The organism is Pyrobaculum neutrophilum V24Sta, from assembly GCF_000019805.1.
Classification (GTDB): domain Archaea; phylum Thermoproteota; class Thermoprotei; order Thermoproteales; family Thermoproteaceae; genus Pyrobaculum; species Pyrobaculum neutrophilum.
In genome coordinates this window covers 1,152,060-1,174,450 of the sequence record NC_010525.1, presented here as the reverse complement: position 1 = coordinate 1,174,450, position 22,391 = coordinate 1,152,060, and the positions used below count along the sequence as shown (strand labels likewise).

The window sequence follows — 22,391 nt, the reverse complement described above, 5'->3', positions numbered from 1 at the left end:
AACAGAATATAAACTTTTCCCACAGAAACAACGGCAAGATTAAGCGAAGGATTAAACTTCAGCTACCCTAGGACCGAGCATATGGCTCCCGGGCATGATTCTCATCACACGATAGACAGTTGGCATGGTTTTAAATGGAGTGAGCCGGCAGGCCGGCTGACTTGGGGATCGGGTAGGCCCTCAAGCCAAGCCTCCGGAGGTGCCGCGCCAGCCTCTCCGTGAAGCCGTACACGGTGTAGATCAACCTCGGCGATATCTCCTGGGCGAACTGCACGAGGTTTGGAAAATCGCTGTGGTCGCTCAGCGGGATGCCGTACACTCCCTCCCTCAAAGCCCTCCTCCTGGCCTCCTCCTCGGCGTACCACCCGCTCACCTCTACCCGGACGTAGCCCCGGGGCGCCCACCTCAGGCTGGGGACTATCACGACCTCCCTCCCCCCGCCCGTGGAGATGCCCAAAGCCCTGTTGTACCTAGCCACGGCGGCGTGTGCCCCCGCCCTGTGGCCCAACAGCCGGGCCACCTCCTGGGCTTTACCAAGGGGGTACGCCGCTATGGCCACCCCGCCGTCTCCGCTGTGGCGCTCCACCAGATCCAGTAGCTCGTTATACACCTCGGCTCTGTTGGGAAACACGTAGGCTGGGTCGCCGTAGGTGGCCTCCATCACCAACACGTCCACATTCTCCACGGGCTCCGCGGCGTCTGTCAAGATGGTGCCCACCGTGTTGAAGTCGCCGGTGAACAGGGCTTGGAGGCCGTCCACCTCCACTAGATACATGACGCTTCCCAGGATGTGCCCAGCCTCCAACACAGCCACCTCCACGCCGTCCACCTCCACCACCCTCCCAGCCGCCACGGTGATCCGCCTAGCCGGCGCCGCGCCGAGCCTCACCGACATGGCGGCTAGGGTTTCCCTGGTGGCCACCACGGGGTACCTCAAGGCGTATCTGGAGATGTGGTCGCTGTGGCCGTGGGTTATCAAGACGAAATCGACTCGGCCCTTGATGGGCCCCACGGGGTCGACCACAAACCTCACGCCCCTCCCCTCCACGTATATCCCGCCGTCGTAGTAAAGATTCACGTGGCTGAAAAGCGCCAAGTTTTTATGTAGTGGGGTGTCTCCGTCGCCGAAAAATCCCGCGTCTTTGGCGCGGGCGGAAGGCTTAAATGCATGCCTCTATAGCTGTGAGGGGGCAGCTCCATGAGGGGCTGACTGGGTCTGCCCCGAGCTCTGCAGATGGGCTGTTGCCCGCGCTGGATGCCGGTGGGGGCGCGGGCGAGGAGAAAGCCCCCAGGCGCGAGCCGGCAACCGCCGGCGGTGACCGCCTATGGACAGTCGGGGGTCTCCACGCGGTGATGCGGTGTCCCTTTGCAGAGGCGGTGACGAGGTACGCCACAGGCTGAGGTCGTTCAACCGCCCTGCGGTTTAAGCTTGAGGGAGTAGGCCTTGATCCCAAGCCTCCGGAGGCTCTCCGCCACGTCTAAGCTTGTGCCTCCTCCGTAGCAGTAGAAGACGTAGGTCTTGTCTCTGCCTAGGCGGTCGACCAGCGTTAAAACGTCGTCTGGGTCCGCCCTGAGAGCGCCTGGGAGGTGCCACCTTCTGTAGTCCTCCGCGCTTCGTAGATCAACCAACACGGAGTCCGGGGGCGGGGTCTCCAGCTCTAGGTCGTGCGGCGGCTTTAGAGAAGACGCGAAGCTTTCCAGCTCGCTCTTCCTAATTACCTTAACGCCGTTTACGACCTCCGCCACGGCGTCGTGGATCGCCAGATCTATCTCCTCCACCTCCTGACGCGTTGCCCACTTCCTAGGCCTTCTGCTCAAGAGGGCGCAGTACTCGGGAAGCCTAGCCGAAACCTCGTACGTCCCGATCCTCTCGGCGAGATGCACGATCTCGTCCTTGTCCATGCCCACCAGAGGCCTAAAGATGGGCATATCGAGCCCGCGTTCAGCCGCCGCAAGCGCCTGCAACGTCTGCGAAGACACCTGGCCAAGCGACTCCCCCGTGACCAAGGCGGCCGCCTTCACGGCCTCAGCCACCTTGGAAGCGGCGAGGTAGAGCGCCCTCTTAAAGGCTATGTTCCAGAGCTCCTCCCTCACCCCCCTCCGTAAGGCCCGCACCACTGGGGAGCAGTCCGCCACGGCCACCCTCGCGTTGTAGCCGTAGGACCAAGACAGTAGCCTCTTTATCACCTCCACAACGAGCCTTAGCGCGTAGGTCCCGCCGAGGTGGCAGTAGAAGACGTCCACGTGTGCCCCCCTACGCATGAGCATCCACGCTGCAACCGGCGAGTCGATGCCGCCGGAGACCAACGCCAGCACCTTCCCCTCAGACCCCAGGGGGAGGCCCCCCGGCCCCTCCAGCACCTCCCTATATAGAAAGGCCCGGTCCCCCCGCACCTCCACATAAAGCTCCACCTCCGGGGTCTCGAGATCCACCGAACCTCCTGCTTTAACCAACGCCGCGCCCACGGCGGCGGCCACGTCTCTTGAGGTGAAGCCGTGCGTCCCCACCCTGTGGACCCTAACCGCGAACCGCCTCCCGGCCACCTCCCCGCCCCAGAGCTCCGCGGCGGCGGCCGCCACCTCCGCCAGATCCTTAAACTGGAGGACGTACGCAGGACTCACCGACTTAACCCCGAAGACTCTAGACAGCGCCTTTTTGAGGCAATTGACGTCGCCATATGCGTATATCCTCCCCGGCTCCCTCGCGAACCTCGCCCCTCCGCATTCGCCAGCCGCCTCCTTCGCCGCCCGTAGCAACAGCCTCTCCATCTCGACGCGGGTCCAGCCCCTCTTTACGGTGAGCTCCCCCACCCTCACGAGGAGAACCCTCTCCACGGCTCAGCCGAGGCGTAGCTATATAAGCTAGATGTAGCCGTAGTCTCTAAAAAGCCTCTCCATGGAGAAGTAGCTACGGAAGGTTACGTACGCGTTGTAGGCGATCTCCCAGTACCGCCCGCTGCTGTACGCGTCCAAGGCCTCCTCGACCTTCTGCCTAAACTCTCTATACTCGTTTTGATCTATGTCGGGGCTGTCCAGCGGCAACAGCCTCTCGCGGTTTCCGCCGAAGAGCCACCCGTTGCGGCCGTCTTCCATAACCTCAACCACAGCGCCGTCGCGGGAGGCCACGGAGGGCACCCCATTTATGCCGGCCTTCATGAAGGACGTCCCCGACGCCTCCCAGCCGCTAAACGGCGTGAAGAGCCATATGTCAGACGCCCATATGATCCTCTTCTCCGTCTCCACGTCCAGATGCGGGAAGTAGTAGACGTTGTCTCTCGCCGACGCCTCTCTAAACTTCTTCATCATCTCCACCCCGTATCTGTCATTCGGGTGGGCCCGCCCCCCGAGTATAAAGACGACGTCTCTATCGACGTCCTCTATGAGCTGTAGTACGAAATGGGGCCTCTTGTAGTGGGTCATCCTCCTGGCCCAGGAGATAACCACCTTGCCCCTCGCCTCTACGCCAAGTGCCCTAAGCGCCTCCTCCTTCGCCCTCTCCCTGGCCCTCCGTAGCTCCTCAGCGCTTTTGAGACCGGCGAGAGCCGGGTGCTCCCACCTCGGCACCTCCACAGCGTTTGTAACCCCCCTGATCTTGTGGCAGTGATGGGGGAAGGTGTTGCAGAGCTGCCCCACCATCTTCTTCGACACGGCGATGCCCTCCTGAGCCATAGAGAGGCCCAACTCCGTGAGCACCACGGGCTCCATAGCCATCTCGAAGCCGAACTCGTCTCTGAAAAACCTCTTGTTAAACGTCGGGTGCCCCCACGGCGCCGGGGTGTGGACCACGAGCCTGGCCCTCGGATGTCTCTTGACCAGCAGGGCGAATACCGTGTAGGCCTCCTGTAGGTCGAGATACCTCACGTTGTCCCACCCGATGTAGCGTTCGACATAGCTGACGGCGGCTTTGGCCAATATGAGGTACTTGTAGAAGCGGTCGCTCTCGGTGTCTTCGTAGTACAGCCTCCTGGTAGCCCTCGCGGCCCACTCGGGAGCGTCCACTTTCACAAACACAGCGGCGGCGCTCCCCGCCCTATAGATGTAGTACCCCCCCGAAACCCTCTCTCCCCGCGCCTCCACCTCCCACCCGCCCAGGTACGTAAGTCTGTCGAGGAGATTCCCCTCAGCGGTTGGGACAAGCTCGCCGTTTTCCTCGGCATATGAGACATAGCCCTCTGGGTAAAACAGCGTGATGACCGTGTAGGGCACCCCCAGCCTCGCCGCGGCGTAGAACTTATCGCCCTCCAACACTCCGAGACCGCCGGCGAAGTTCCTAAGCTCCCCAATGCCGATCTCAGGCGTGATAGACACGATCATGAGGAGCCCCTCAAGAATCCCAAAATATTTTTTACTATTGGGCCGACGCGCCCAAGGCGGACGCCGGCATCAGTCGCAGGCCCACGCCGCCCGCCGGCGCCCCCATCGGCAGACACCCAGGCGCGCGGGGGCATCGAGGGAGGTCTCCTGCGGCCCCGGCCGGGGCAGACACATGGGTCGGCCCCCGCACAGCTGTAGATGCATAACAAGCCGCTTTCCTCCGCCGAAGAGCCCAGCCGAATTTGAAGAAAACTATCCAAGCGCAGAGCCGCTGGATCCCGACGCCTCCTCCGCCTTGAGAGACCCAACGGCGGCGGTGGGCGGGCTACCTCCGGGGCGGCAGACGCCTCGAAGGGGGTCTTAACCTCCGGCTAGCCCAAGCCTCTCCAGCTCCGCCGCGACGTAGCCGAGGCCGAGCTTCTCCAACGTCTCCCGCCTGGGCACTCCCCGCCTGTCCCAGCCGCGTAGCTCGTAGTAGTAGTCGAGGAGTCGGCCGTAGCCCTCGGGGTCTAGGCGGGCGCCCTTTAATGGCCCCTTCGTAAGCGGCTCCTTGAACCACTTAGCCGGGGGCATATCCAGCTCTCTACTCCACCACCCGTACTCCCTCACCCAGAAGGCGCGGATAAGCGCGTAGATCCTGTCGCCAACCTCGTTGAAGTACTCAGGCGTGGCGTCTACCCCAGTGGCAGCCTTGAAGAGCCTCGGGTACCAGTCGAGGGAGAGCCCCACCTCCACCCAGGGGAAGCGGCACCCGACGAAGGTCTCGAACCAACCGCCTCTGATCCTCTGTAGCTCCACCACCTTCGCCGCCTTATCCCTCGTGTACCCAAAGCGGTCCGTCTTCACCTCCCAGGCGATAACCCAAGCGTCCTTGTGGTGGGCGCCGATGGGGGAGGTGGCGTAGGCAAGAGCCATGGCAGGCGCCGCGTGGCAGTCGTAGGCCGAGATCTCAAGCCCCTTGACGTGCATCGCGAAGTCCTGCCCGCCTATCCTCTCCGCGACCTTCCTAACGCCGTCTGCCAGAAGATCCCCCACCCCCCTCCTGTATGCGATGTCGAGGGCCAGCTGTCTCGCGGCTTCGTAGTCGCCCCACTCAACCACAAAGCCCAGCCTATCGCCGTATCCCCTTTCCGAGGCCTCCATCACGTAGCCCAGCACGTTGCCAAGCGAAATGGTGTCCATGCCCATCACGTCTGCGATCCTGTTTAACTCCCCTACCTTGTATAGATCGCCTATCCCAAGGTTAGACCCCAGCATGGCCAAGTTCTCGTAGTCCACCTCCACGCTCCCCGACTCCGCGGGGACCCAGTGGCCACACGCCATAAAACAGAGCGGACATGACTTGAGATCCGTCTCAAGCTTCTCCACAGCGCCGCCGCCGATCTTGGAAAAATCGTCGAACTGCCCCTCCGAGTAGTTGTAGGCGGGTAGAACGCTCGCCTCCTGCGCCCACTCCACGGTGGAGGTGGTCCCCTGCCTCATCCAGAAGCCGTAGCTGGGGCTTGAGGAGCCCTCCCTTACCGCCTCTACGGCGAGGCGCTGATAGGCCGCCTTGTCCGCCAGGGGGACCTCCCCCTTGCCCTTAACCACCACAGCCTTCAAGTTCTTCGACCCCATAACTGCGCCCATGCCCGGCCGGCCTCCCGAGCGCCCCTTGTGGGAAACCACCGTGGCGAATCTGACCAAGTTCTCCCCAGCCGGCCCTATGGTTATCACCGCCGCATCTCTCCCGTGGATCTTCTGCAACTTCTCCTCCACAGACCACGCGTTTAGCCCCCAGAGGTCCCCCGCCTCTAGGATCTCCACCCTATCGCCGTCTATGAAGATGTAGGAGGGCTTCTCGGCCCTCCCCTCCACGACCAAGGCGTCGTACCCTGCCTTCCTCAAATTTACGGCTGCCCACGTCCCTATGTTTCCGTCGCCGTAGCCGCCCGTGAGGGGGCTTTTAGCCGCTACGACGAGTTTCCCGAAGTTAGGCCCCGGCAAGCCCGTCAACGGCCCGGCGGCGAAGATCAGCTTGTTGTAGGGCGACAGGGGGTCGACTCCCGGAGGGAGCTCGTCCCACAGTATCTTAGCCGCGAGGCCGCGCCCCCCTATGAAATCCCGCGCCACCGCGGCGTCAAGCCCTTGTACAACAGCCTTCCTCCGCGTCAAGTCCACCCTCAGCAACCTCCCCTGCCAACCAGCCACAGAATCCACGATGCGGATATATTTAAAGGTGTGCTAAGCCCTATGCACGTTGTGCTTTTTCTAGAGGTGCACCAGCCCCGGAGGATAAGGCCGGACCTCCACAGGGTATACCCAAGAAGGCCGAGCGACGTGGAGATCTTCTACGATGAGCTAAACGCCGCCATCTTCAGGAGGGTCTCCGAAAGAGTCTACCGGAAGGCCACCAAGATCATATATGAGGCGGCGCTGGAAACGCCGGGTTTCAAGGTGACCTTCAGCCTAAGCGGCCTAGCCCTTGAACAGTTCCGGAGGCACGCCCCAGACGTCCTAGACCTCTTCCGGGCGTTGGCATCGCGGGAGGCGGCTGAGTTCACCGCCCAGACCTACTACCACAGCCTGGCATGGTTCATAGACAGGGAGGAGTTCAGGGAGCAGGTGGAGATGCAGAGGAAGGCCGTGGAGGAGCTAATCGGCGTAAGGCCGAGAGCTGCCGAAAACACCGAGTTCATCTACAACAACGACATCGCGTGCTTCCTCCACTCCATGGGCTTCGAGACGGTGGTGACGGAGGGGGTGGACTGGGTTTTGGGGTGGCGCTCCCCCAACTACGTCTACAAGGCCTGGGGCTGCGACGCGAGGGTGCTGGTCCGCAACTACAGACTAAGCGACGACATAGGCTTCAGGTTCGGGGCTAGGTGGTGGGACCAGTGGCCGCTGACTGCGGACAAGTACGCCTCGTGGCTTGACGCAACCCCAGGCGACGTGGCGTTCATAGCAGTAGACTACGAGACGTTTGGGGAACACCACTGGCCGGAGTCCGGCATCCACGAGTTCCTCAGGTGGCTCCCGAGAGAAATCGCGAAGAGGCCGCGTCTTAGATTCGCCACGGTCTCAGAGGCGGCGTCCCTCCACCCGCCAAGGGATACATACGACGTCCCCCCCTGGGCCACCATCAGCTGGGCGGACGAAAGAGACCTATCTGCGTGGCTGGGGAACGAGATGCAGCGCAGCTCCTTCGCCCTACTCACGTGGCTTTACCCATACGCGAAAGCCCTCGGCGGGGAAACGCTGAAGCTCTGGAGAGAGCTCTCCACAAGCGACCACTTCTACTACCAAGCGACCAAGACGGGGCCCGCGGGGGAGGTCCACTCCTACTTCAGCCCCTACGGCTCCGCCTACAAGGCACACGACGTCTACATGGCGGCTCTGACGGCCTTGTTGGTGGAGATCAGGGAGAAGTGGAGCGCAGAGGCCGCAGAAAGGCTTGTGTTTAACGACGAGAGGTGCTTCCACGGCCACGGGGCGAGGATCTGTTCGCTGAAGGAGCTGAGGAACACAGACGCCGGCTTCAAGAAACGCCACCGCCAAGACCTCAAAAGGTGGCTCACAGACGTCTTCCTCCTTTCTCCACAAGAGGCGGAGAGGATCCTCGGCTGACATGCGGGCGCCGGAGAAGATAAGACGCGTCTACATCATAGCTATGGAGTTCGGCGGCTTGGTAAAAGTGGGCGGCCTCGGCGAAGCCGTTAGGCAGTACGCCGTTGGCCTCGCGAGGAGGGGATACGACGTCACAGTCCTGATGCCCAGCCACGGCAGACACCTCGACCCAAACAGAGGATTCGATCTTTACCCCCTGGACTTTCGAGCGTGTGGAGAACGGCGGGGGCAAGACGGGGGGGCGTACCCCTACTGCCTAGGGGCAGAGGCAACGTACGTAGAAGGCGTCAAGGTCGTGATGTTTAAAGGGCTAGACTACACGACGGGGCACATCTTCGACAGGTGGGGGGTTTACGAATACGCCGAGGAGAAGGCCTCCCTCCTGGCGAGGGCGGCGGCCGCCTTTGCGGAGCGCTTCGGCCTACCGGACCTAATACACGTCAACGACTGGCCCACCGTCCTAGCCGGCGTTGCGCTACGCGATGCGGCGGAGAGGAGAGGCCTCGCCATCCCCCTCCTCTTCACGGTACACCTCTCCTGGGACTACCGCTTCCCTTGGCACTACGCGGAGTGGAGCGGGCTACAGAACCGGCGGCACCCAGTCTGGCGGGTCTGTTGCCACCGGTGGGAGCACTACAGCGCTGTGTGGGACGAGGGCTGGGGGAGCGTGGAGAGATTCGGCGTAGTGGAGGCAGACGCGGTGTCTACGGTCAGCTATGGGTATCTTGAGGAGCTCCTGCGTAAATACGGCGAGTGGATACGCCCGAAGACCTGCGTCGTATACAACGCCACGGACTGGAGCCTTAAGGAGGTGGAGGGGGTGTCGGAGGGAGACGTCTGGCGGCTGGTGGAGGAGGTGGAACGCCTCGGCGTCGTAGGCGGCTTAGACAAAAACGGCGGACTGCTCCTCGCGGTGGGGAGACTCACCTCCCAGAAGGGCATCGACTTAGCCGTAAGAGCGCTGGACCACGCCCCCTCCGCCCGACTCCTCGTGTTGGGCATCCCGTCGGGGGACTTCGGCTACGAGGAATACGTCAAAAGGCTGGTGTGGGAGAGGCGGGGTAGGGCGGCGCTCTCGACGGCTAAAATCCCGCCGAGGCTCTACAAAGCCCTACACTACGTGGCGAAGGCGTTGGTTATGCCGTCTAGGTGGGAGCCCTTCGGCATCTCCGCCATAGAGGCCATGGCGTTGGGCACCCCGGTGATAGCGGCTAAGGTCGGCGGGTTGCCCGAGGTAGTAGACGGGTTAGGCCTACTGGTGGAGCCCGAAGACGTGGAGGGGCTGGGGAGAGCCATGGAGGCCGTTGCCTCAGGGCGCTACAAACCGCCGCCGAGACAATATATAGCGAGCTACGTCGACGCCAAGTTCAGAATTGGAAACGTCGTAGACATGTTGGAGCGTTGCTACGAAAAAGCAAGACAATTCGCCTACTTCCGCGCCGTAAGCTAGCGCGTCCGCAAAATAAAAAAATGGAAAGAGTTTATTACATGGTAAAGATAGCTGTGATACCGGTAGGTGGGGAGGCGGTTAGGCTCAGGCCCCTCACCGTCGAGACCTCCAAGGCCATGGTCCGCATACTCAACAGACCCCTCGTGGAGCTCTCGATTTTACACCTAGCTCAGCAGGGGGTTGAGGAGTTCTACTTCGGCGTTAGAGGCTACCACAACTACCGCGACATATACGACTACTTTAGGGAGGGGGGCTGGCTCTACGAGAGATACGGCAGAAAAGTCAGAATTAGATACATGCCCAGGGTTGAGACCAGAGGCAACGCCGAGGCCGTCCTCGCCACTCTTGAGTACTACGACATCGCAGAGCCGGTCCTCGTCGTACAAGGCGACAACATCTTTAAACTCGACATCCAAGACATGTACAGGTTCCACAGCTCGCATAAGGCCTTCATCACCATCGCCCTAAAGGAGGAGGCCGGCAACCTAAGCGAGTTCGGCGTTGCGGCGGTGGGGGAAGACATGCGTATATTGAAGTTCGTGGAGAAGCCCAAGAGGAGGGAGGAGGCCCCCAGCAACCTGGTCAACACCGGCCTATACATACTATCGGAGGACTTCAGAAGCTTCTTCAAAGGCGAAGTTGGCCAGAAGCTCTACCGCGAGGGCAAGATGGACTTCGGCGGAGACGTCATACCGGCCTGCATAGAGACGGGCCTACCCGTCTACGGCTACGTGACAAGCGGCTACTGGTTCGACGTGGGGACCCCAGAACGCTACCTAAAAGCCGTCCGGTTCCTCCTTAGACACCTCCCGCCGGAGGAGCTCGAGGCCGAGGAAATCGCGCCGCAGATATACGCCCAAGGCACCAGCGAGCGGTCTAAGTCGCTGAAGGCCAAGATCAGAGAGGACATCGTCAATAACGCGATAAGGGTGGAGGGCCCCGTGTTGATAGGGCGCCATGTACAAATCGGAGGCGGCGCATACCTAAGAGAGTCCGTGGTGGACAACTACGTCATAATAGGGGAAAAAACGGCGGTGGAGGAGTCCGTGGTGATGGACAGAACCTACGTCGGTAGCGGCGTCTCTATAAAGCGGTCTATCATAGGACGCCATGTATACATCGGAGACGGCGCCGTCGTGGAGGACTCAGTTGTAGCTGACAACGCCTACGTGGGCGAGGGGGCCCAGCTAAAAAACGTAAGGGTGTGGCCGCACAAGACGGTGGAAAGGGGGGTGAAGCTAGAGGGCTTCTCGCTGGTCTAGCACCTCCTCAAGTTCAAAACAGACAGCACTATGAAGACGGCCTCCTCGGTCCTAATGGTTTCAACCCCCTGGCCCGGCACGAAGTTTATCAACTCCCCCGGCATCTCGACCCCCTCCTCCCTATAGATCTCGTCTACGCCCTTCCTAGGCCCCCCAAACACCACAAGAGTCCTTCTGCCAAGCCTAGGCTTCACCTCACAGATCGACCTGCCCTCTCTCCCCGTCAACACAACCGCGTCGAAACCCTCGGCGAGCTCCCGTAGAGACCTAACCTCCACTCTGAAGCCCCAGTAGTTAGGCGGGGCGCCCCTGTACACCGAAGCTCTGTAGGTGTCGGGCCGCCCAGTGGGCGCCTCTATCTTGACGAGGAGGCGCGTGCCTATGGGGTACGGCCTAGGGATCTTGGCGTACCTCCCCCCACCGATGTAGACAAGCGAGTAGTACCCGTCCCACCTCTCCACCACTCCCTCGCGGATCTCCCCAACCGCGGGCTCACGCGGCACGGTGTGGCTGGGGATCTTCAGAGGCGGCAGGAGGCCGGCCAGCCTAAGTCTTCTGTCGAGCTTATACACCCTCCTACGGAGGTAGGGAGGCGTGACCATATACTCGAGGATGGTCTTGGCGAAGTCTATCTCCTCCCTCAGAGGTTCGCCGTAGTGGTATATAACGACCTCCTCCACCCTAAATATAGCCGCCGCCCTCGCCAGGTAGCCAAGCTTCCTGACCTTACCCGCCTCGTCCGGCGCCTCCAAAAGAAAGTCGTGGGGTACGGCGATGGAAAAAGACACTACTTCTTCTTCTGCTTTTCTCCGCCTTTCTTTTCCTCCTTCTTCTCGCCCTCCGCCTCTATGCCGAGCTTCTTCGCCTCCTCCTCGGTCGTCATGAAGAGAGACGTCCTCTGGCGTCCGCCCATGCCCATTAGAGAAGAGCTGGTTTTTTAAACTATCTTCCCAGTACGTCCTTCAGACCTGGGTACATCTCCATGATCTGTTCCCTCATGACTAGGGCGTAGTACTGAAGCGCGATCTCGACGAGAAGTATAAGCCCAGTGCCGCCTCCCCAGACCCCCAGTATGTTGCCCAGCGCCGCGAAGGCGCCTGCCACAAACCCGCTAATTACAGTCAACGCGTTGATAGGCCTCTCCAGTAGCTTGGCCAGAATCTTCTCGCTCTGCCTAAAGCCAGGCACGTGGAGTTGGGATTGGGTAAACTGCCTCGCTTGATCCTCGGCGCTTAGCCCAGCCAGCTGGACCCACACCCAGGCGAAGGCGGTTGCCAACGCCACATAGATCAAGAAGTGGGCCACCAGAAGCGGGACGTCGAAAAAGTAGCGGTGGGGTGGAAACACGACGCTGACCACGGCCCCGATCACGGGATTGTCCCGGCTAAGCGGGAAAAGCATCTGGCCGACCAGAAGGAGCGAATACGTGGTGAAGATAATCGGTAGCACAGACACGTAGACGAACCTAAGCGGTATGTTGAACTTGATCCCTCTGTACTGCCCAGCGGTCACCGGGATGTTCACCTTCATCATCTCCAGGTAGAGGATTATGTAGCCGAGGAGCACGGTTGACAGAAGTCCGAAGAGGTCCGGAAGATACGTGGGTGTCGGTTGCCCCGGTAGAAACACCGGCCTATTTATCAGATTTACCAGAGGAGCCGCGTCCCCCCTTGCAAACAAGTCGTAGAGCGCCGCCCCAAGCGCGGGGATTAAGCCGACCACGTGCGTCTGGTTATGCACGTCGGTCACCACGTCCCACGAGAAGAGACTTAGGAAGATCTGGCGGGTTACGCCGAGGAAGATTATGAGACTTATGGCGCTACCGATGCCCCAGCCCTTCGACATTAGGTCGTCGAGGAGGATTATGATCACGGTCGCTACCAAGAGCTGGACAACTATGAGGAAGCCGGCGACAGGCCCCACCTGCCCAAACTGCCCGCTGAGTACATACGCGGTTGCCTCCAGCGCCGCTATGCCCAAGGCCACCCACTTGAGCAGTAGAGTAAACTTGAGGCGGTCCTCGCGCTTGTTGAGGTCGAGGTTCAGCAGGCCGGAGAAGGCGAACACCTCTAGAAGGATGCCCGCGATTACGATAGGGCCGATGCCCAAGTGGGCCAAGGTGCCGTATGCTGTGCCGAATATTATGGAGAGTAGTTGCTGAGCTGCGTGGGTCCCCTCCTGTTGAGTTCGTACGCCGTAAAGCGGCGTAATCGTCATCAGTATATAGACGGTCGCTACGACGGCCGTCCAGAAAAGCCTCCGAGAGAGGGGAACTCTGCCAGGTGGCCTTGAGACTGTGGGAATAAGCGTCAGGAAATCCATCACCTATGGACGGCGGGGACGATCCTGACCTCTCCTCCGGCTTTTTCTATCTTCTCAACGGCTGATCTACTCGCCGCCGGCGTGTACACCACGATCGGCAGATCCACGTCGCCTCCACCCAGTAGCTTGTTGAAGCCAAGCTCTACGAGGTTCACCACGTAGCGCCCGCCCTCCTCCTTCACGCGGCCCTCCCTCTTGAGCCCTCTGACGACCTCGGCGAGGGTCCCCACGTTGATAGGCCTCCACTCTATAGATATGGCTTGTGGCTGCTTAAACCCGTGTTTACCGTAGAAGGGCCAGCCCGTTCCGCTCTCGCCGTATTTCATAACTAGAGACCACTTATGTTTGTGGAACCCCACCATGCCCTTGCCGCCGGAGCCGCCGCTCTTCCTATGCTGTCCCACCCTACCCCAGCCGTGTGTCCTGCTACCGCGTCTGTATTTCACTGCGCGTTTAAAACGCCGAACCATACAAAGCCCCGTCTATGACGTTTTTTAAACTTTTCTACAACCCCTACCTCGGGTATCCAAACCTCCTCAAGCTCTCGGGGACTTTATACACAAGCGCGGCGGCCCCCACGGCAACCTCGTCGTCGCCAAAGGAGGCCTGGAGAAGCTCCGGCGGCCTCACGCCCAGATAAGCCCTGAGCCTCCTCGGCACCTCCCGGCTTATCAAGTCCCAGTTGTTCAAGGCTATGGATCCCCCCATGATAAGTAGCTCGGGGTCGTAGGCCGCGGCTACTGTGGCTAAGCCAGCTGCAAGGGCCTCAAGCCAGAGATCTACGAACCGCCTTGCCCTCTCCTCCCCCTCTCTGTATCTTCTGAAGATCTCGGCGGGGTCCAGCGGGTCGTCCCCAGTAAGCTCGCGGTAGAGAGAGGGTATGTGGGCGCCGCCTACATACGCCTCGAAGTGTCCACGCCCCCCACATCCGCACCGCCTCCCCTCCATGAACTGGATCACGGCGTGGCCCAGCTCGTGGGCGTTCCCGTCTTTCCCGAGGAGCAGAGTGCCGTCGACGATTGCCCCAACTCCCACCCCCGTCGACAGCGTGACGTAAACCATGTTCTCCACGCCGTATTTAAACACGCGCTCGCCCCAGACGGCAGCTACGCAGTCGTTAGCCACGGCCACCGGCTTTCCCAACGCCTTAAGAGGCTCGACGAGCGGAAAACGCCTCGCCGGCGAGTTTGGGGAATTCACAACCCAGCCGCTCCGTAAGTCGAGAGGCCCTATGGAGCCCACCCCCACCGCGTCGAACTCCCACCCCGAGACGGCCTCAACAACCTGAGCCGCCGGATCTACGCCGGTTCTAAACTTGGCCCTCCTCAGGACCCGGCCCTCCCTATCTACCAGGAGAACCCGCGTCCAGGTCGCCCCTATGTCGACTCCGAGGTATCTCTCCGCCATGAACCGGATTAAAAACGTGGATATATAGATCTACATTTGCACTATGTAAAAAAAGATTTATATTTAGGAAAGAAGGAGAAAACATGGCTCACGCCAGTTGGGCCTACACAATAAGCGCATTCCTTGAAAACACCATCCTCATGGTCAAACGCGGCGTAGAGCTTGCCAACCTGCCTCCGGAGTTCTTCGAGATGATGGCTAGACCCCAGCGCATACTCATCGTCAACATACCTGTCAAGATGGACAACGGCCGGTACGAGGTTTTCGAGGGCTATAGGGTGCAACACAACGGCGCGCTTGGCCCCTACAAGGGAGGCATACGTTTCCACCCAGAGGTCACCCTAGCCGACGACATAGCGCTGGCCACCCTCATGACTCTGAAAAACAGCCTCGCCGGCCTCCCCTACGGCGGAGCTAAAGGCGCCGTGCGCGTAGACCCAAAGAGGCTCTCCCCCAGAGAGCTGGAGGAGCTCTCAAGAGGCTACGCCAGAGCCATAGCCCCCCTCATAGGCGAGACCGTGGATATCCCCGCCCCAGACGTCGGCACAAACGCCCAGATCATGGCGTGGATGGTTGACGAGTACTCGAAGCTCAGGGGGTACAACGTGCCGGCGGTATTTACCTCGAAGCCTCCTCAGCTCTGGGGGAACCCAGTGAGGGAGTACGCGACGGGATTCGGCGTCGCGGTGGCCGCCAGAGAGATGGCCAGAAGGCTGTGGGGAGGCATCGAGGGCAGAACCGTGGCTGTCCAAGGCGCTGGAAACACCGGCGCGTGGGCGGCCTACTGGCTTGAGAAGATGGGCGCGAAGGTGGTGGCGATCTCGGACTCCAAAGGGTCTGTGGTTAACAAGTCGGGGATCCCCGCCGAGGACATCATAAAGATATATAGAGCGAAGGCCCAGACGAGAGATAGGTCTGTGCTGGAGCTGGACGGCGAGAAGAGCAAGGACCCGAGCCTCCCGCTGTATATGGACGTGGACATAGTGGTCCCAGCCGCCATCGAGAACGTGATTAGGCTAGACAACGCCAAGCTCGTAAAAGCGAAGCTCGTCGTGGAGGGCGCCAACGGCCCCACGACGCCCGAGGCGGAGAAGGCGCTCTACGAGAGGGGGACCTTGGTGGTGCCCGACATCTTGGCGAACGCAGGCGGGGTAATCATGTCTTACCTAGAGTGGGTGGAGAACCTCCAGTGGTTCATATGGGATGAGGAGGAGACGAGGAAAAGGCTGGAGTCCATAATGGCCAACAACGTGGCTCGGGTCTACAACAGGTGGCAGTCGGAGAAGGGGTGGACGATGCGGGACGCCGCGATAGTGACCGCGCTTGAGAGGATATACAACGCCATGAAGCTCAGAGGTTGGATCTAGTCGACCGTAGGCGCCACGAGCTCCAGCAGCTCCCGGGGGCACTCCTTTTCCAATATCTCAGCCGCCTTCTCGCCCACCTTCTGAGTCACCAGCCCCTGCTTGTAGAGCTTATATATCTGGTACACGGTCCTACACCTGAGGGCCTTATCCGCTGAGAACCTCTCAGCCGCCACCTTAAGCCGCTGGTCGGCGAGGTAGTACATATGCACACCCGGCCTCGGGAGATATAAGCTTTATACATAGGTTAGAGAGGGGAAGTCGTCGCACTTAAAGAGCCGTAGATAGCTCCTATACGTCCTCCAGAAGGCCTTGTTGTGCGGCCTCAGCGAGCCGCTGGCTGTGTCTGGCACATGCGCCAGCTCGTGGGCCACAGCCCTAAGCCTGTCCTCGCACCCGAGCTGGGCGAAGGGAGGGAGAAGCTCTATGACGTAGCCAGGCCTCAAGCCGAAGGCTACCTGGAAGATCCGCCCGAGGCCCCAGATCCTGGCCACAGCCCTAGACCTAGAGGCGGGGTTGTAGAGAACGGAGATCTCCACGCCGAGTAGATGTCTCAGCCCGTACCTAGCCGCCGCCCTCCTTATGTCCTCCTCCACGTCGCACAGCCTCCTGTACACGGCCCCAGCTCTACGCGGTATTTAAACTCGAAAACTATATAACACGCCCTGGCCCCCCTCGCGTGGCTCTCCAAGACTTTATAGAGGCGCTCCCCTACGTAGCCCAAGGTATACCGACGACGCTCTCCCTGGCTCTCCTCTCCTTCACAATAGGCCTCCTCCTCGGCGCAGTCCTGCTCCTCGTCCGGCTCTTCCTTCCGAGACCGCTGCCCTGGCTGGCCTCCGCGTACGTGGAGGCGTTCAGGGGTACGCCCCTCCTCGTCCAGATCTTCATAATATACTTCGGCGTAGGCGGCTACCTCAAAGACTACGGGCTAAACATCGACCCCTTCACGGCAGGCGTAATAGCCCTCGGCCTCAACAGCGCCGCCTACCAAGCCGAGATATTCCGCTCGGCTGTACAGGCGATACCGTTGGAGCAGTACCTAACCGCCGAGGCGTACGCCTTCACCAAAACCCAGACCTTCCGCTACATAATACTCCCGCAGGCGCTCAGGATTGCGCTACCGGCGCTCATGAACGAGCTCGTCCTACTGATAAAAGACTCCTCCCTCGTGGCCGTCATCGGCGTAGCCCCACCCGACATCTTCAGAAGGGCGGATTACTACGCCGCCTCCAAGTTCACATACTTCGAGGCGTATCTGGCGGCCGCAGTGGTGTACTTCATCATCTGCTACGCCATGGTCAAGATAAGCCACCACATAGAACGCAAATACGCAATACCCGGCTACCTGAGGAGAGGCGTAATATGACGGCCGCCCGACGGGGCCGCCGGGGTAGCGGCAGGACGCCCAGACACAGCCGTGTGTCGGCCAGCTCCAGAGGTGTAGACGTTAGGCGGGGGCGATGTGGGTGTAAACACCTTTTTAACGTGTGGTAGTGTGGGCCGTGGCTACGATCGTATCGGTGGAGAACCTATACGTGGCCTACGGAAGCCAGGACGTGGTGAAGGGGGTGAGCCTGAGGGTGTCCCAGGGGGAGAAGATCGTCATAATGGGCCCCTCGGGCTCCGGCAAGTCGACGTTTCTCAGATCCTTGATATGGCTGGTAAAGCCTAGAGAGGGGCGCGTTGTGATAGACGGGCTGGAGGTGGGGCCTGGGACGCTGAGGGAGGTGCGTATGAGGGTTGGGTTCGTCTTCCAGCACTACAACCTCTTCCCCCACCTCAAGGTCATCCAAAACATAGCACTCCCCCTCGTCAAAATACACAACGTGCCGCCCCAGGAGGCCCTGGTGAGAGCTAGGGAGGCCCTCCGCCTCGTGGGCCTTGAGGACAAGGCCGACGCCTATCCTCTACAGCTGTCGGGCGGCCAGCAGCAGAGGGTCGCCATCGCAAGAGCGCTGGCTAAAAACCCCAGAGTTTTGATGCTCGACGAGCCCACCTCAGCCCTCGACCCGGAGCTGGTGGAGGAGGTTCTGCAGGTGCTTGAGGATATAGCGCGCCGCGGCACCACCATGCTCATTGTCACACACGAGGTGGACTTCGCGCTTGACGTGGCAGACCGGGTGGTGTTTTTCGAAGGGGGGAAGATCGTCGAGGAGGGCCCCGTCGACATACTCTACAACCCCAAGACGGAGCGGTTCCGCCAGTTCCTCAAAAGGCTACACAAGCGCATGGCGTGATCGCCTGCGCCCGCGACTGCTACGATACATGCATATTCGAGCCGGTAACCAAATTCTTGCGAATTGCCTTTTATTTTCACGGTTTATGCTTTTCTAGCGCAGTAACAAATCGAGGAGCTTTGGGCTAATGAATCGAGATACCGATTCTGGACTTGGATTATCTAGCTCAGGTATTTTCGCTAGCACTTCCCCGCTTAATTGGATGGGTTTTGTGGACTTGAGTTTGTTGAGAATAAAACCTCTAAAGTCTGTAAACTCCTTCAGCTCGTTAGCGATGCTCTCTGCAACCTTAAGGCTAAGCTTGTCTTCATTTGCTACTATAACTGTTCTTGTGTCCTTCAGCGAATTTAAAGTGAACTCTGCTACGTCTCTCCACTTTTTTATGATTTTTTCTAAATTGACGTCCCTGCTTAGAAGCTTCTTTAGTTTGCCCCAGTAGAATATAGCCTTATTCAGGTGGTTATAGAATTCGAGCTCGGCCTTTATAAGGCTCATCGCCCCAGGCGCCGCTTGCGTGTCCCATATAACAACATGGCCTCTATCCCTTTCTTTCATTACCCTGTACACAGCATATTGCTCAACTAAGCCTGGGGCAGATGAAAGGTATTCAATAAACTCTTCGTCGACGTCGGCGACTCCTCTGAAAAGTTCATAGGCTTCCTTTCCAAATTCCTTTTTCCATTCCTGCTTTAGATGTTCATAGCTAATCTCAACAAGCTCTATTCCGTTAGGGGGGTTGGGGAGGAGCTCCTTAAGCCCAGGGTAAGGGTCTGTTGTTATGACAACCGCCTTCTTGAGCGAAAGAGCTAAAGCCAAAGATACGGTTGTCTTGCCAACACCACCTTTTCCAAAAACTCCGAGAATCAAACTCTTGTACACGGTTCCTATACATGCGAGATATAAAAAATTATTGGAGTCGATGACCTACTAAGGAACTTGGCTCATTCATTAAGGCGCTCCGTGCGAACTGCGGAGGGAGTAATTAAATACCAAACGCATTGCGCCATGTGTTTGACAACCACGTCCACTGTCACGAGTTTCCGAGGGAGGAGCTGGAGGGGTACACCAGGGAGTGGACTCTGGTCTGCGTCTCAGACGACCTAGCCACCTCGAAGAGGACCGCGGAGCTGAGGGGAGCCGTGCGTTGCGTGGGGATACACCCCTGGCAGGTGGACAAGGCCGAGCCGGGGGATCTAGAGGCTGTAGTCCGCCTCGCCGAAAAGGCGGAGGTGCCCTGCGTAGGCGAGGTGGGGCTAGACAGGAGGTTTGTCCCCCAGACGTTTGACAAACAGCGCGAGTTCTTCAGAGCCTTCCTAAGGCTGGCCAGGGAGCTCGACCTCGTGGTTAACGTCCACGCGCCGGATGCATGGGCCGACGTGGTGGAGGAGCTTAGGAGAGCCGACGTCGATAGGGCGTTGATACACTGGTACACAGGCCCCCTCGACCTACTGGAGACGATCAGAGACCTGGGCTACTACATCTCCATAAACCCAGCCGTGGTGATCCAGAAGAAGCACCAGGAGGTGGCGAAGGTTGCCGACAGACGGATCGTGTTGCTCGAAAGCGATGGGCCGTACGAGTACCGGGGGATGAGGCTGGCGCCCCCGCTGATAAACAAGACCGTGGAGAAGCTGGCGGAGCTCTGGGAATCGCCGAGGGATCAGGTGGTGGAGACCGTGGAGTCAAACGCCAGAAGGCTATGGCGTCTGTAGAGGCCCTGGTCGACCTCCTGGCAAAGGCGAGGGAGAAGACGCGGAGTCTCGTGGTTGAGGCGGAGGGCCGCTTCACAGCCGTGGGCGATATCCACGGCGACTACAGAACTCTAGGCCAGATCCTCGAAGAGTGGGAAAGCCCCTACCTCTTCCTGGGGGACTACGTAGATAGGGGAGACATGGGCTTGGAGGTGGTCGCCGAGGTGCTCAAGCTCTACGTAGAGGGCAAGGCGGTTGTCCTCCGCGGCAACCACGAGTCGCCGGTTATGAACATCGAGGGGGGGTTCCTGGACGAGCTCTGCGAAAAAATCGGCAGTAGATGCGGCGCCGTCTACAAGGAGTTCGAGAAGACCTTCGCCTCGCTCCCAGTAGCTGCGGTGGTAAATGGGAAGATCGTGGCGCTACACGGCGGGATCCCGCTAAAGGAGGACATGACCCCCGCCTCCCTAGAGGACTTGAGGAGGGCGGGCGGAGACTTGGTGACCCCGGCGGACCCCCTAGTCTTCCAAGCCCTCTGGAACGACCCGTGCCCGTGCGACACATACGCGCCAAGCCCCCGGGGCCCAGGCGCGTGGCTCTTCGGCAGAAAAATCACGAAGGAGTTCCACGCGGCTAACGACACAGCCGTCCTCCTCAGGGGACACACATACGTGCCCGCCGGCTGCGCCGTACACCACGGCGGAGCCGTAGTCACCGTGTTTACATCGGCGGTGGGGCCGTACCGTAAGACAAAGCCGAAGGTGGCGGCCGTGCGGCAAAACGTCGAGGTCTACGACCTATCCACGAAGGAGCCAGCCCGGTGTCCAGAAGACCCCGACCTCCTCTAGCACTCGCCCCTGAGGCCCTTCGGCGGGGTGACGCCCCGTTGCCCCTGGTAAGTGCCGGAGTAGAGGGCGCGGCCCTCCGCCTTGACTAGTATCAGGTGGAGGAACCTCATCCCCCTCCTCAGCACTATGGTGTTCGGCGACTCGTTCACCACCTCGATGGTGATGTTGCCCTCGAAGCCGGCGTCTACCACGGTGGGAGGTATGACTAAGCCGTACCGCGCCAGCGTGGAGCGCAGGTTGGCGAGGCCCACCACGTCGTCGGGCATTTTGACGTACTCCTCCGTCGTCAAGAGGACGAAGTTCCGCGGGGGGATCACCACCTCGTCTGCCTTGACCACCCTAAAGAGCGGCCTAGCGGAATCCAGCTCGCAGGGCTTAACCACGGCGCCCTCGTAGGCGTAGATGGCGTACTCCCCCCCAATTCTTAGGTCGAGGCCGTTCTCCCGCACGGTGTCCGGCGCCAGAGGCTCCACCTTGAGCCTCCCCAGCGATATAAGCCGTTTAAGCTCGTCGTTGGCCAGTATCATGGCTTAGACACAGCACTTTTAAATCCGTAAACGTGTAAAACAGAACAATACTCTTATATTTCGGGGGCTGGGTAGTGCAGATGGATCTGGGACAGTTGCTGGGGGCAGTCTCGCAGTATATGAAGCACCCGGTCGTCGGCGGTTGGGTCTGGTTCATGATAATAGCCTTCGCCCTCGCCTTCATAGCCTCTATACCGCCGAGGCGCCCCCTGGGTAGCTGGCTGGGGGACTTCTTTATAAGGTGGGGTCTCGCGGGGATACTCGTGTGGTTTGTGGTAAACGGCCTCTGGGCGATTAGGGAGGTGATGGGCCAGAGGCTCATACTGCCCTTCACCCCCCTGGAGGCCTACCTAGAGTACGCCACTGTCTGGAGCGCGGTGTTGACGGGGATGGCCACCTTCCTATTCTTCGGCTCTACCCTCCTCCTAAGGGCCATATTCGCCAGAGAGGAGCTCCCGAGGGGCGTGGTGTACTACAGACAGGAGGTGGTTATAGCGGATCAAAACGCCCAGTCGACCAAGAAGATCCCAGCCGTTGTGGTGGACAGGAGGAGAAGGGACTAGCCGGGGTGTATATAGGCCAGGATAAGGACAACGTCGTCCTTTTTCACCGCCGTGGAGAGGCCCGAGAGCAACCTGATGTCCACGTCGTTCACGGCGATGTAGATATCGGCTCTAGGCCTCCCGTCGGGCCCCACCACCCGCTCGTAGAGCTTCTGCGAGACGGAGGCCAGCCCCCCTAGGATCTCCCTAACGGTGGAGCCCTCCAGCTCCAGCTCAGCCCTCCCGCCTGCCAAAGCCACGAGCACCCCAGCGAGCTTTACCCTAGCCACAAGCCGACAACTGATTTAACTTAAAGACTTCGCCCATACGTGATCTGTGCACGTTACGGCCCAGCCGCCGTTGGGTGGGACGGCGTAAGGACATACGTCAACCCGCCCCGCTGTAGCAGATGGGTGGAGCTGAGAGATATCGTGGAGGAGCTCCCCCTCGACAGGATAGACAGGAGGTTGCTGTATCTCCTCGGCATACCCAGGGGCTACGTCACCACCTACAAGCTATACGCCGAGGCGCTCGGCACGAGCCCGAGACACGTCGGCTGGCTGATGGCCGAGAACCCCCTCCCCGTCCTCCTCCCCTGCCACAGGGTGGTCAAGAGCGATATGACCCTCGGCGGCTACGCCGGCGGCGTGGAGCTGAAGCGCAGGCTTCTGGAGTACGAAGGAGCGCTGTGTGGAGGAAAGCCGTGCAGAATCGCCAAGCCTCGGCCCGTCGCGGACATAAAAAACGCGATTTTACAAAGCCTCGGCGTAGAGCCGACCTGACGGCGAGCGTCAGCCGGCGCGGGCAGCGGACGGCGC

The 22,391-nt window shown here is 60.1% G+C and carries 25 protein-coding genes; 11 read left to right on the top strand and 14 right to left on the bottom strand.

Annotation, left to right across the window (positions count from 1 at the left end; genetic code table 11):
- Positions 1-130: 130 nt before the first annotated feature.
- Positions 131-1,078, bottom strand: coding sequence for an MBL fold metallo-hydrolase (locus tag TNEU_RS06620; RefSeq protein ID WP_012350659.1), 948 nt, complete (start codon positions 1,076-1,078; stop codon positions 131-133).
- A 104-nt stretch (positions 1,079-1,182) separates the two neighbouring features.
- On the opposite strand from TNEU_RS06620, the gene TNEU_RS06615 reads away from it, so the two are divergent.
- On the top strand, positions 1,183-1,401 hold the full coding sequence (locus TNEU_RS06615) for a hypothetical protein (protein WP_148682393.1): 219 nt from the start codon (positions 1,183-1,185) through the stop codon (positions 1,399-1,401).
- 6 nt (positions 1,402-1,407) lie between these two features.
- On the opposite strand, the gene thiI is transcribed toward TNEU_RS06615, so the two are convergent.
- The 3 genes from thiI to TNEU_RS06600 form a co-directional block, all read right to left on the bottom strand.
- Positions 1,408-2,835, bottom strand: a complete 1,428-nt coding sequence (gene thiI / locus TNEU_RS06610; RefSeq protein ID WP_012350658.1) for a tRNA uracil 4-sulfurtransferase ThiI — start codon at positions 2,833-2,835, stop codon at positions 1,408-1,410.
- A gap of 27 nt (positions 2,836-2,862) precedes the next feature.
- Complete coding sequence (locus tag TNEU_RS06605) at positions 2,863-4,314, bottom strand: glycogen/starch/alpha-glucan phosphorylase (RefSeq protein WP_012350657.1); 1,452 nt, start codon at positions 4,312-4,314, stop codon at positions 2,863-2,865.
- A 360-nt stretch (positions 4,315-4,674) separates the two neighbouring features.
- Positions 4,675-6,504, bottom strand: coding sequence for an aldehyde ferredoxin oxidoreductase family protein (locus tag TNEU_RS06600; RefSeq protein WP_148682392.1), 1,830 nt, complete (start codon positions 6,502-6,504; stop codon positions 4,675-4,677).
- A 42-nt stretch (positions 6,505-6,546) separates the two neighbouring features.
- Between TNEU_RS06600 and TNEU_RS06595 the strand changes: the two genes are divergently transcribed.
- The 3 genes from TNEU_RS06595 to TNEU_RS06585 are packed head-to-tail and all read left to right on the top strand — an operon-like array spanning position 6,547 to position 10,632.
- Entirely contained in the window at positions 6,547-7,920 is a 1,374-nt protein-coding gene (locus TNEU_RS06595) for a glycoside hydrolase family 57 protein (protein ID WP_012350655.1), read from the top strand.
- Position 7,921: 1 nt separating this feature from the next.
- Positions 7,922-9,370 (top strand): glycogen/starch synthase, encoded by a 1,449-nt coding sequence (locus TNEU_RS06590; protein ID WP_012350654.1) that lies wholly within the window; start codon positions 7,922-7,924, stop codon positions 9,368-9,370.
- Positions 9,371-9,408: 38 nt separating this feature from the next.
- Positions 9,409-10,632, top strand: a complete 1,224-nt coding sequence (locus tag TNEU_RS06585) for a nucleotidyltransferase family protein (RefSeq protein WP_148682391.1) — start codon at positions 9,409-9,411, stop codon at positions 10,630-10,632.
- Here TNEU_RS06585 and TNEU_RS06580 read toward each other — a convergent pair.
- From TNEU_RS06580 to TNEU_RS06565, 5 genes are read right to left on the bottom strand one after another with little or no spacing between them, the layout of a single operon-like run.
- Positions 10,629-11,420 carry a putative RNA uridine N3 methyltransferase gene (locus TNEU_RS06580; RefSeq protein ID WP_012350652.1) on the bottom strand — a complete coding sequence of 264 codons (792 nt, stop codon included), beginning with the start codon at positions 11,418-11,420 and terminating at the stop codon, positions 10,629-10,631. The genes TNEU_RS06585 and TNEU_RS06580 overlap by 4 nt on opposite strands.
- Positions 11,420-11,545, bottom strand: a complete 126-nt coding sequence (locus TNEU_RS10485; RefSeq protein WP_281011705.1) for a hypothetical protein — start codon at positions 11,543-11,545, stop codon at positions 11,420-11,422. Before TNEU_RS10485 ends, TNEU_RS06580 begins: the two co-directional genes overlap by 1 nt.
- Positions 11,546-11,574: 29 nt before the next feature.
- Positions 11,575-12,954 (bottom strand): preprotein translocase subunit SecY, encoded by a 1,380-nt coding sequence (gene secY, locus TNEU_RS06575; RefSeq protein ID WP_012350650.1) that lies wholly within the window; start codon positions 12,952-12,954, stop codon positions 11,575-11,577.
- Entirely contained in the window at positions 12,954-13,424 is a 471-nt protein-coding gene (locus TNEU_RS06570; RefSeq protein ID WP_012350649.1) for an uL15m family ribosomal protein, read from the bottom strand. Before TNEU_RS06570 ends, secY begins: the two co-directional genes overlap by 1 nt.
- A gap of 43 nt (positions 13,425-13,467) precedes the next feature.
- Positions 13,468-14,361, bottom strand: a complete 894-nt coding sequence (locus TNEU_RS06565; protein ID WP_012350648.1) for an ATP-dependent glucokinase — start codon at positions 14,359-14,361, stop codon at positions 13,468-13,470.
- A gap of 83 nt (positions 14,362-14,444) precedes the next feature.
- Between TNEU_RS06565 and TNEU_RS06560 the strand changes: the two genes are divergently transcribed.
- Positions 14,445-15,728, top strand: a complete 1,284-nt coding sequence (locus TNEU_RS06560) for a Glu/Leu/Phe/Val family dehydrogenase (protein ID WP_012350647.1) — start codon at positions 14,445-14,447, stop codon at positions 15,726-15,728.
- Here the strand turns inward: TNEU_RS06560 and TNEU_RS06555 are convergent.
- Both TNEU_RS06555 and TNEU_RS06550 read right to left on the bottom strand, forming a co-directional pair.
- A complete protein-coding gene (locus TNEU_RS06555) occupies positions 15,725-15,931 on the bottom strand; it encodes a hypothetical protein (protein ID WP_012350646.1) in 207 nt (68 codons plus the stop codon). The genes TNEU_RS06560 and TNEU_RS06555 overlap by 4 nt on opposite strands.
- A gap of 30 nt (positions 15,932-15,961) precedes the next feature.
- Positions 15,962-16,342, bottom strand: a complete 381-nt coding sequence (locus TNEU_RS06550; RefSeq protein WP_012350645.1) for a putative metallopeptidase — start codon at positions 16,340-16,342, stop codon at positions 15,962-15,964.
- Positions 16,343-16,404: 62 nt separating this feature from the next.
- Here TNEU_RS06550 and TNEU_RS06545 point away from each other — a divergent pair, with 62 nt between their 5' ends.
- On the top strand, positions 16,405-17,094 hold the full coding sequence (locus tag TNEU_RS06545; protein WP_012350644.1) for an amino acid ABC transporter permease: 690 nt from the start codon (positions 16,405-16,407) through the stop codon (positions 17,092-17,094).
- Positions 17,095-17,230: 136 nt separating this feature from the next.
- Positions 17,231-17,965 carry an amino acid ABC transporter ATP-binding protein gene (locus TNEU_RS06540; protein WP_148682390.1) on the top strand — a complete coding sequence of 245 codons (735 nt, stop codon included), beginning with the start codon at positions 17,231-17,233 and terminating at the stop codon, positions 17,963-17,965.
- A 93-nt stretch (positions 17,966-18,058) separates the two neighbouring features.
- Here TNEU_RS06540 and TNEU_RS06535 read toward each other — a convergent pair whose 3' ends face one another.
- The gene (locus tag TNEU_RS06535; RefSeq protein WP_012350642.1) at positions 18,059-18,844 is read right to left on the bottom strand and encodes an ArsA-related P-loop ATPase; all 786 of its coding nucleotides are present in this window, start codon (positions 18,842-18,844) and stop codon (positions 18,059-18,061) included.
- A 128-nt stretch (positions 18,845-18,972) separates the two neighbouring features.
- Between TNEU_RS06535 and TNEU_RS06530 the strand changes: the two genes are divergently transcribed.
- Positions 18,973-19,677, top strand: a complete 705-nt coding sequence (locus TNEU_RS06530) for a TatD family hydrolase (protein ID WP_012350641.1) — start codon at positions 18,973-18,975, stop codon at positions 19,675-19,677.
- Positions 19,665-20,504, top strand: coding sequence for a metallophosphoesterase family protein (locus TNEU_RS06525; RefSeq protein ID WP_012350640.1), 840 nt, complete (start codon positions 19,665-19,667; stop codon positions 20,502-20,504). The genes TNEU_RS06530 and TNEU_RS06525 overlap by 13 nt, the downstream gene beginning before the upstream one ends.
- On the opposite strand, the gene dcd is transcribed toward TNEU_RS06525, so the two are convergent.
- A complete protein-coding gene (gene dcd / locus TNEU_RS06520; protein WP_012350639.1) occupies positions 20,501-21,031 on the bottom strand; it encodes a dCTP deaminase in 531 nt (176 codons plus the stop codon). The genes TNEU_RS06525 and dcd overlap by 4 nt on opposite strands.
- A gap of 80 nt (positions 21,032-21,111) precedes the next feature.
- On the opposite strand from dcd, the gene TNEU_RS06515 reads away from it, so the two are divergent.
- A complete protein-coding gene (locus tag TNEU_RS06515; protein ID WP_012350638.1) occupies positions 21,112-21,594 on the top strand; it encodes a hypothetical protein in 483 nt (160 codons plus the stop codon).
- On the opposite strand, the gene TNEU_RS06510 is transcribed toward TNEU_RS06515, so the two are convergent.
- Complete coding sequence (locus tag TNEU_RS06510) at positions 21,591-21,863, bottom strand: MoaD/ThiS family protein (protein ID WP_012350637.1); 273 nt, start codon at positions 21,861-21,863, stop codon at positions 21,591-21,593. The two genes, TNEU_RS06515 and TNEU_RS06510, sit on opposite strands and share 4 nt — an antisense overlap.
- Positions 21,864-21,902: 39 nt before the next feature.
- On the opposite strand from TNEU_RS06510, the gene TNEU_RS06505 reads away from it, so the two are divergent.
- Positions 21,903-22,355 (top strand): MGMT family protein, encoded by a 453-nt coding sequence (locus tag TNEU_RS06505; RefSeq protein ID WP_012350636.1) that lies wholly within the window; start codon positions 21,903-21,905, stop codon positions 22,353-22,355.
- The last annotated feature ends 36 nt before the right edge of the window (positions 22,356-22,391 follow it).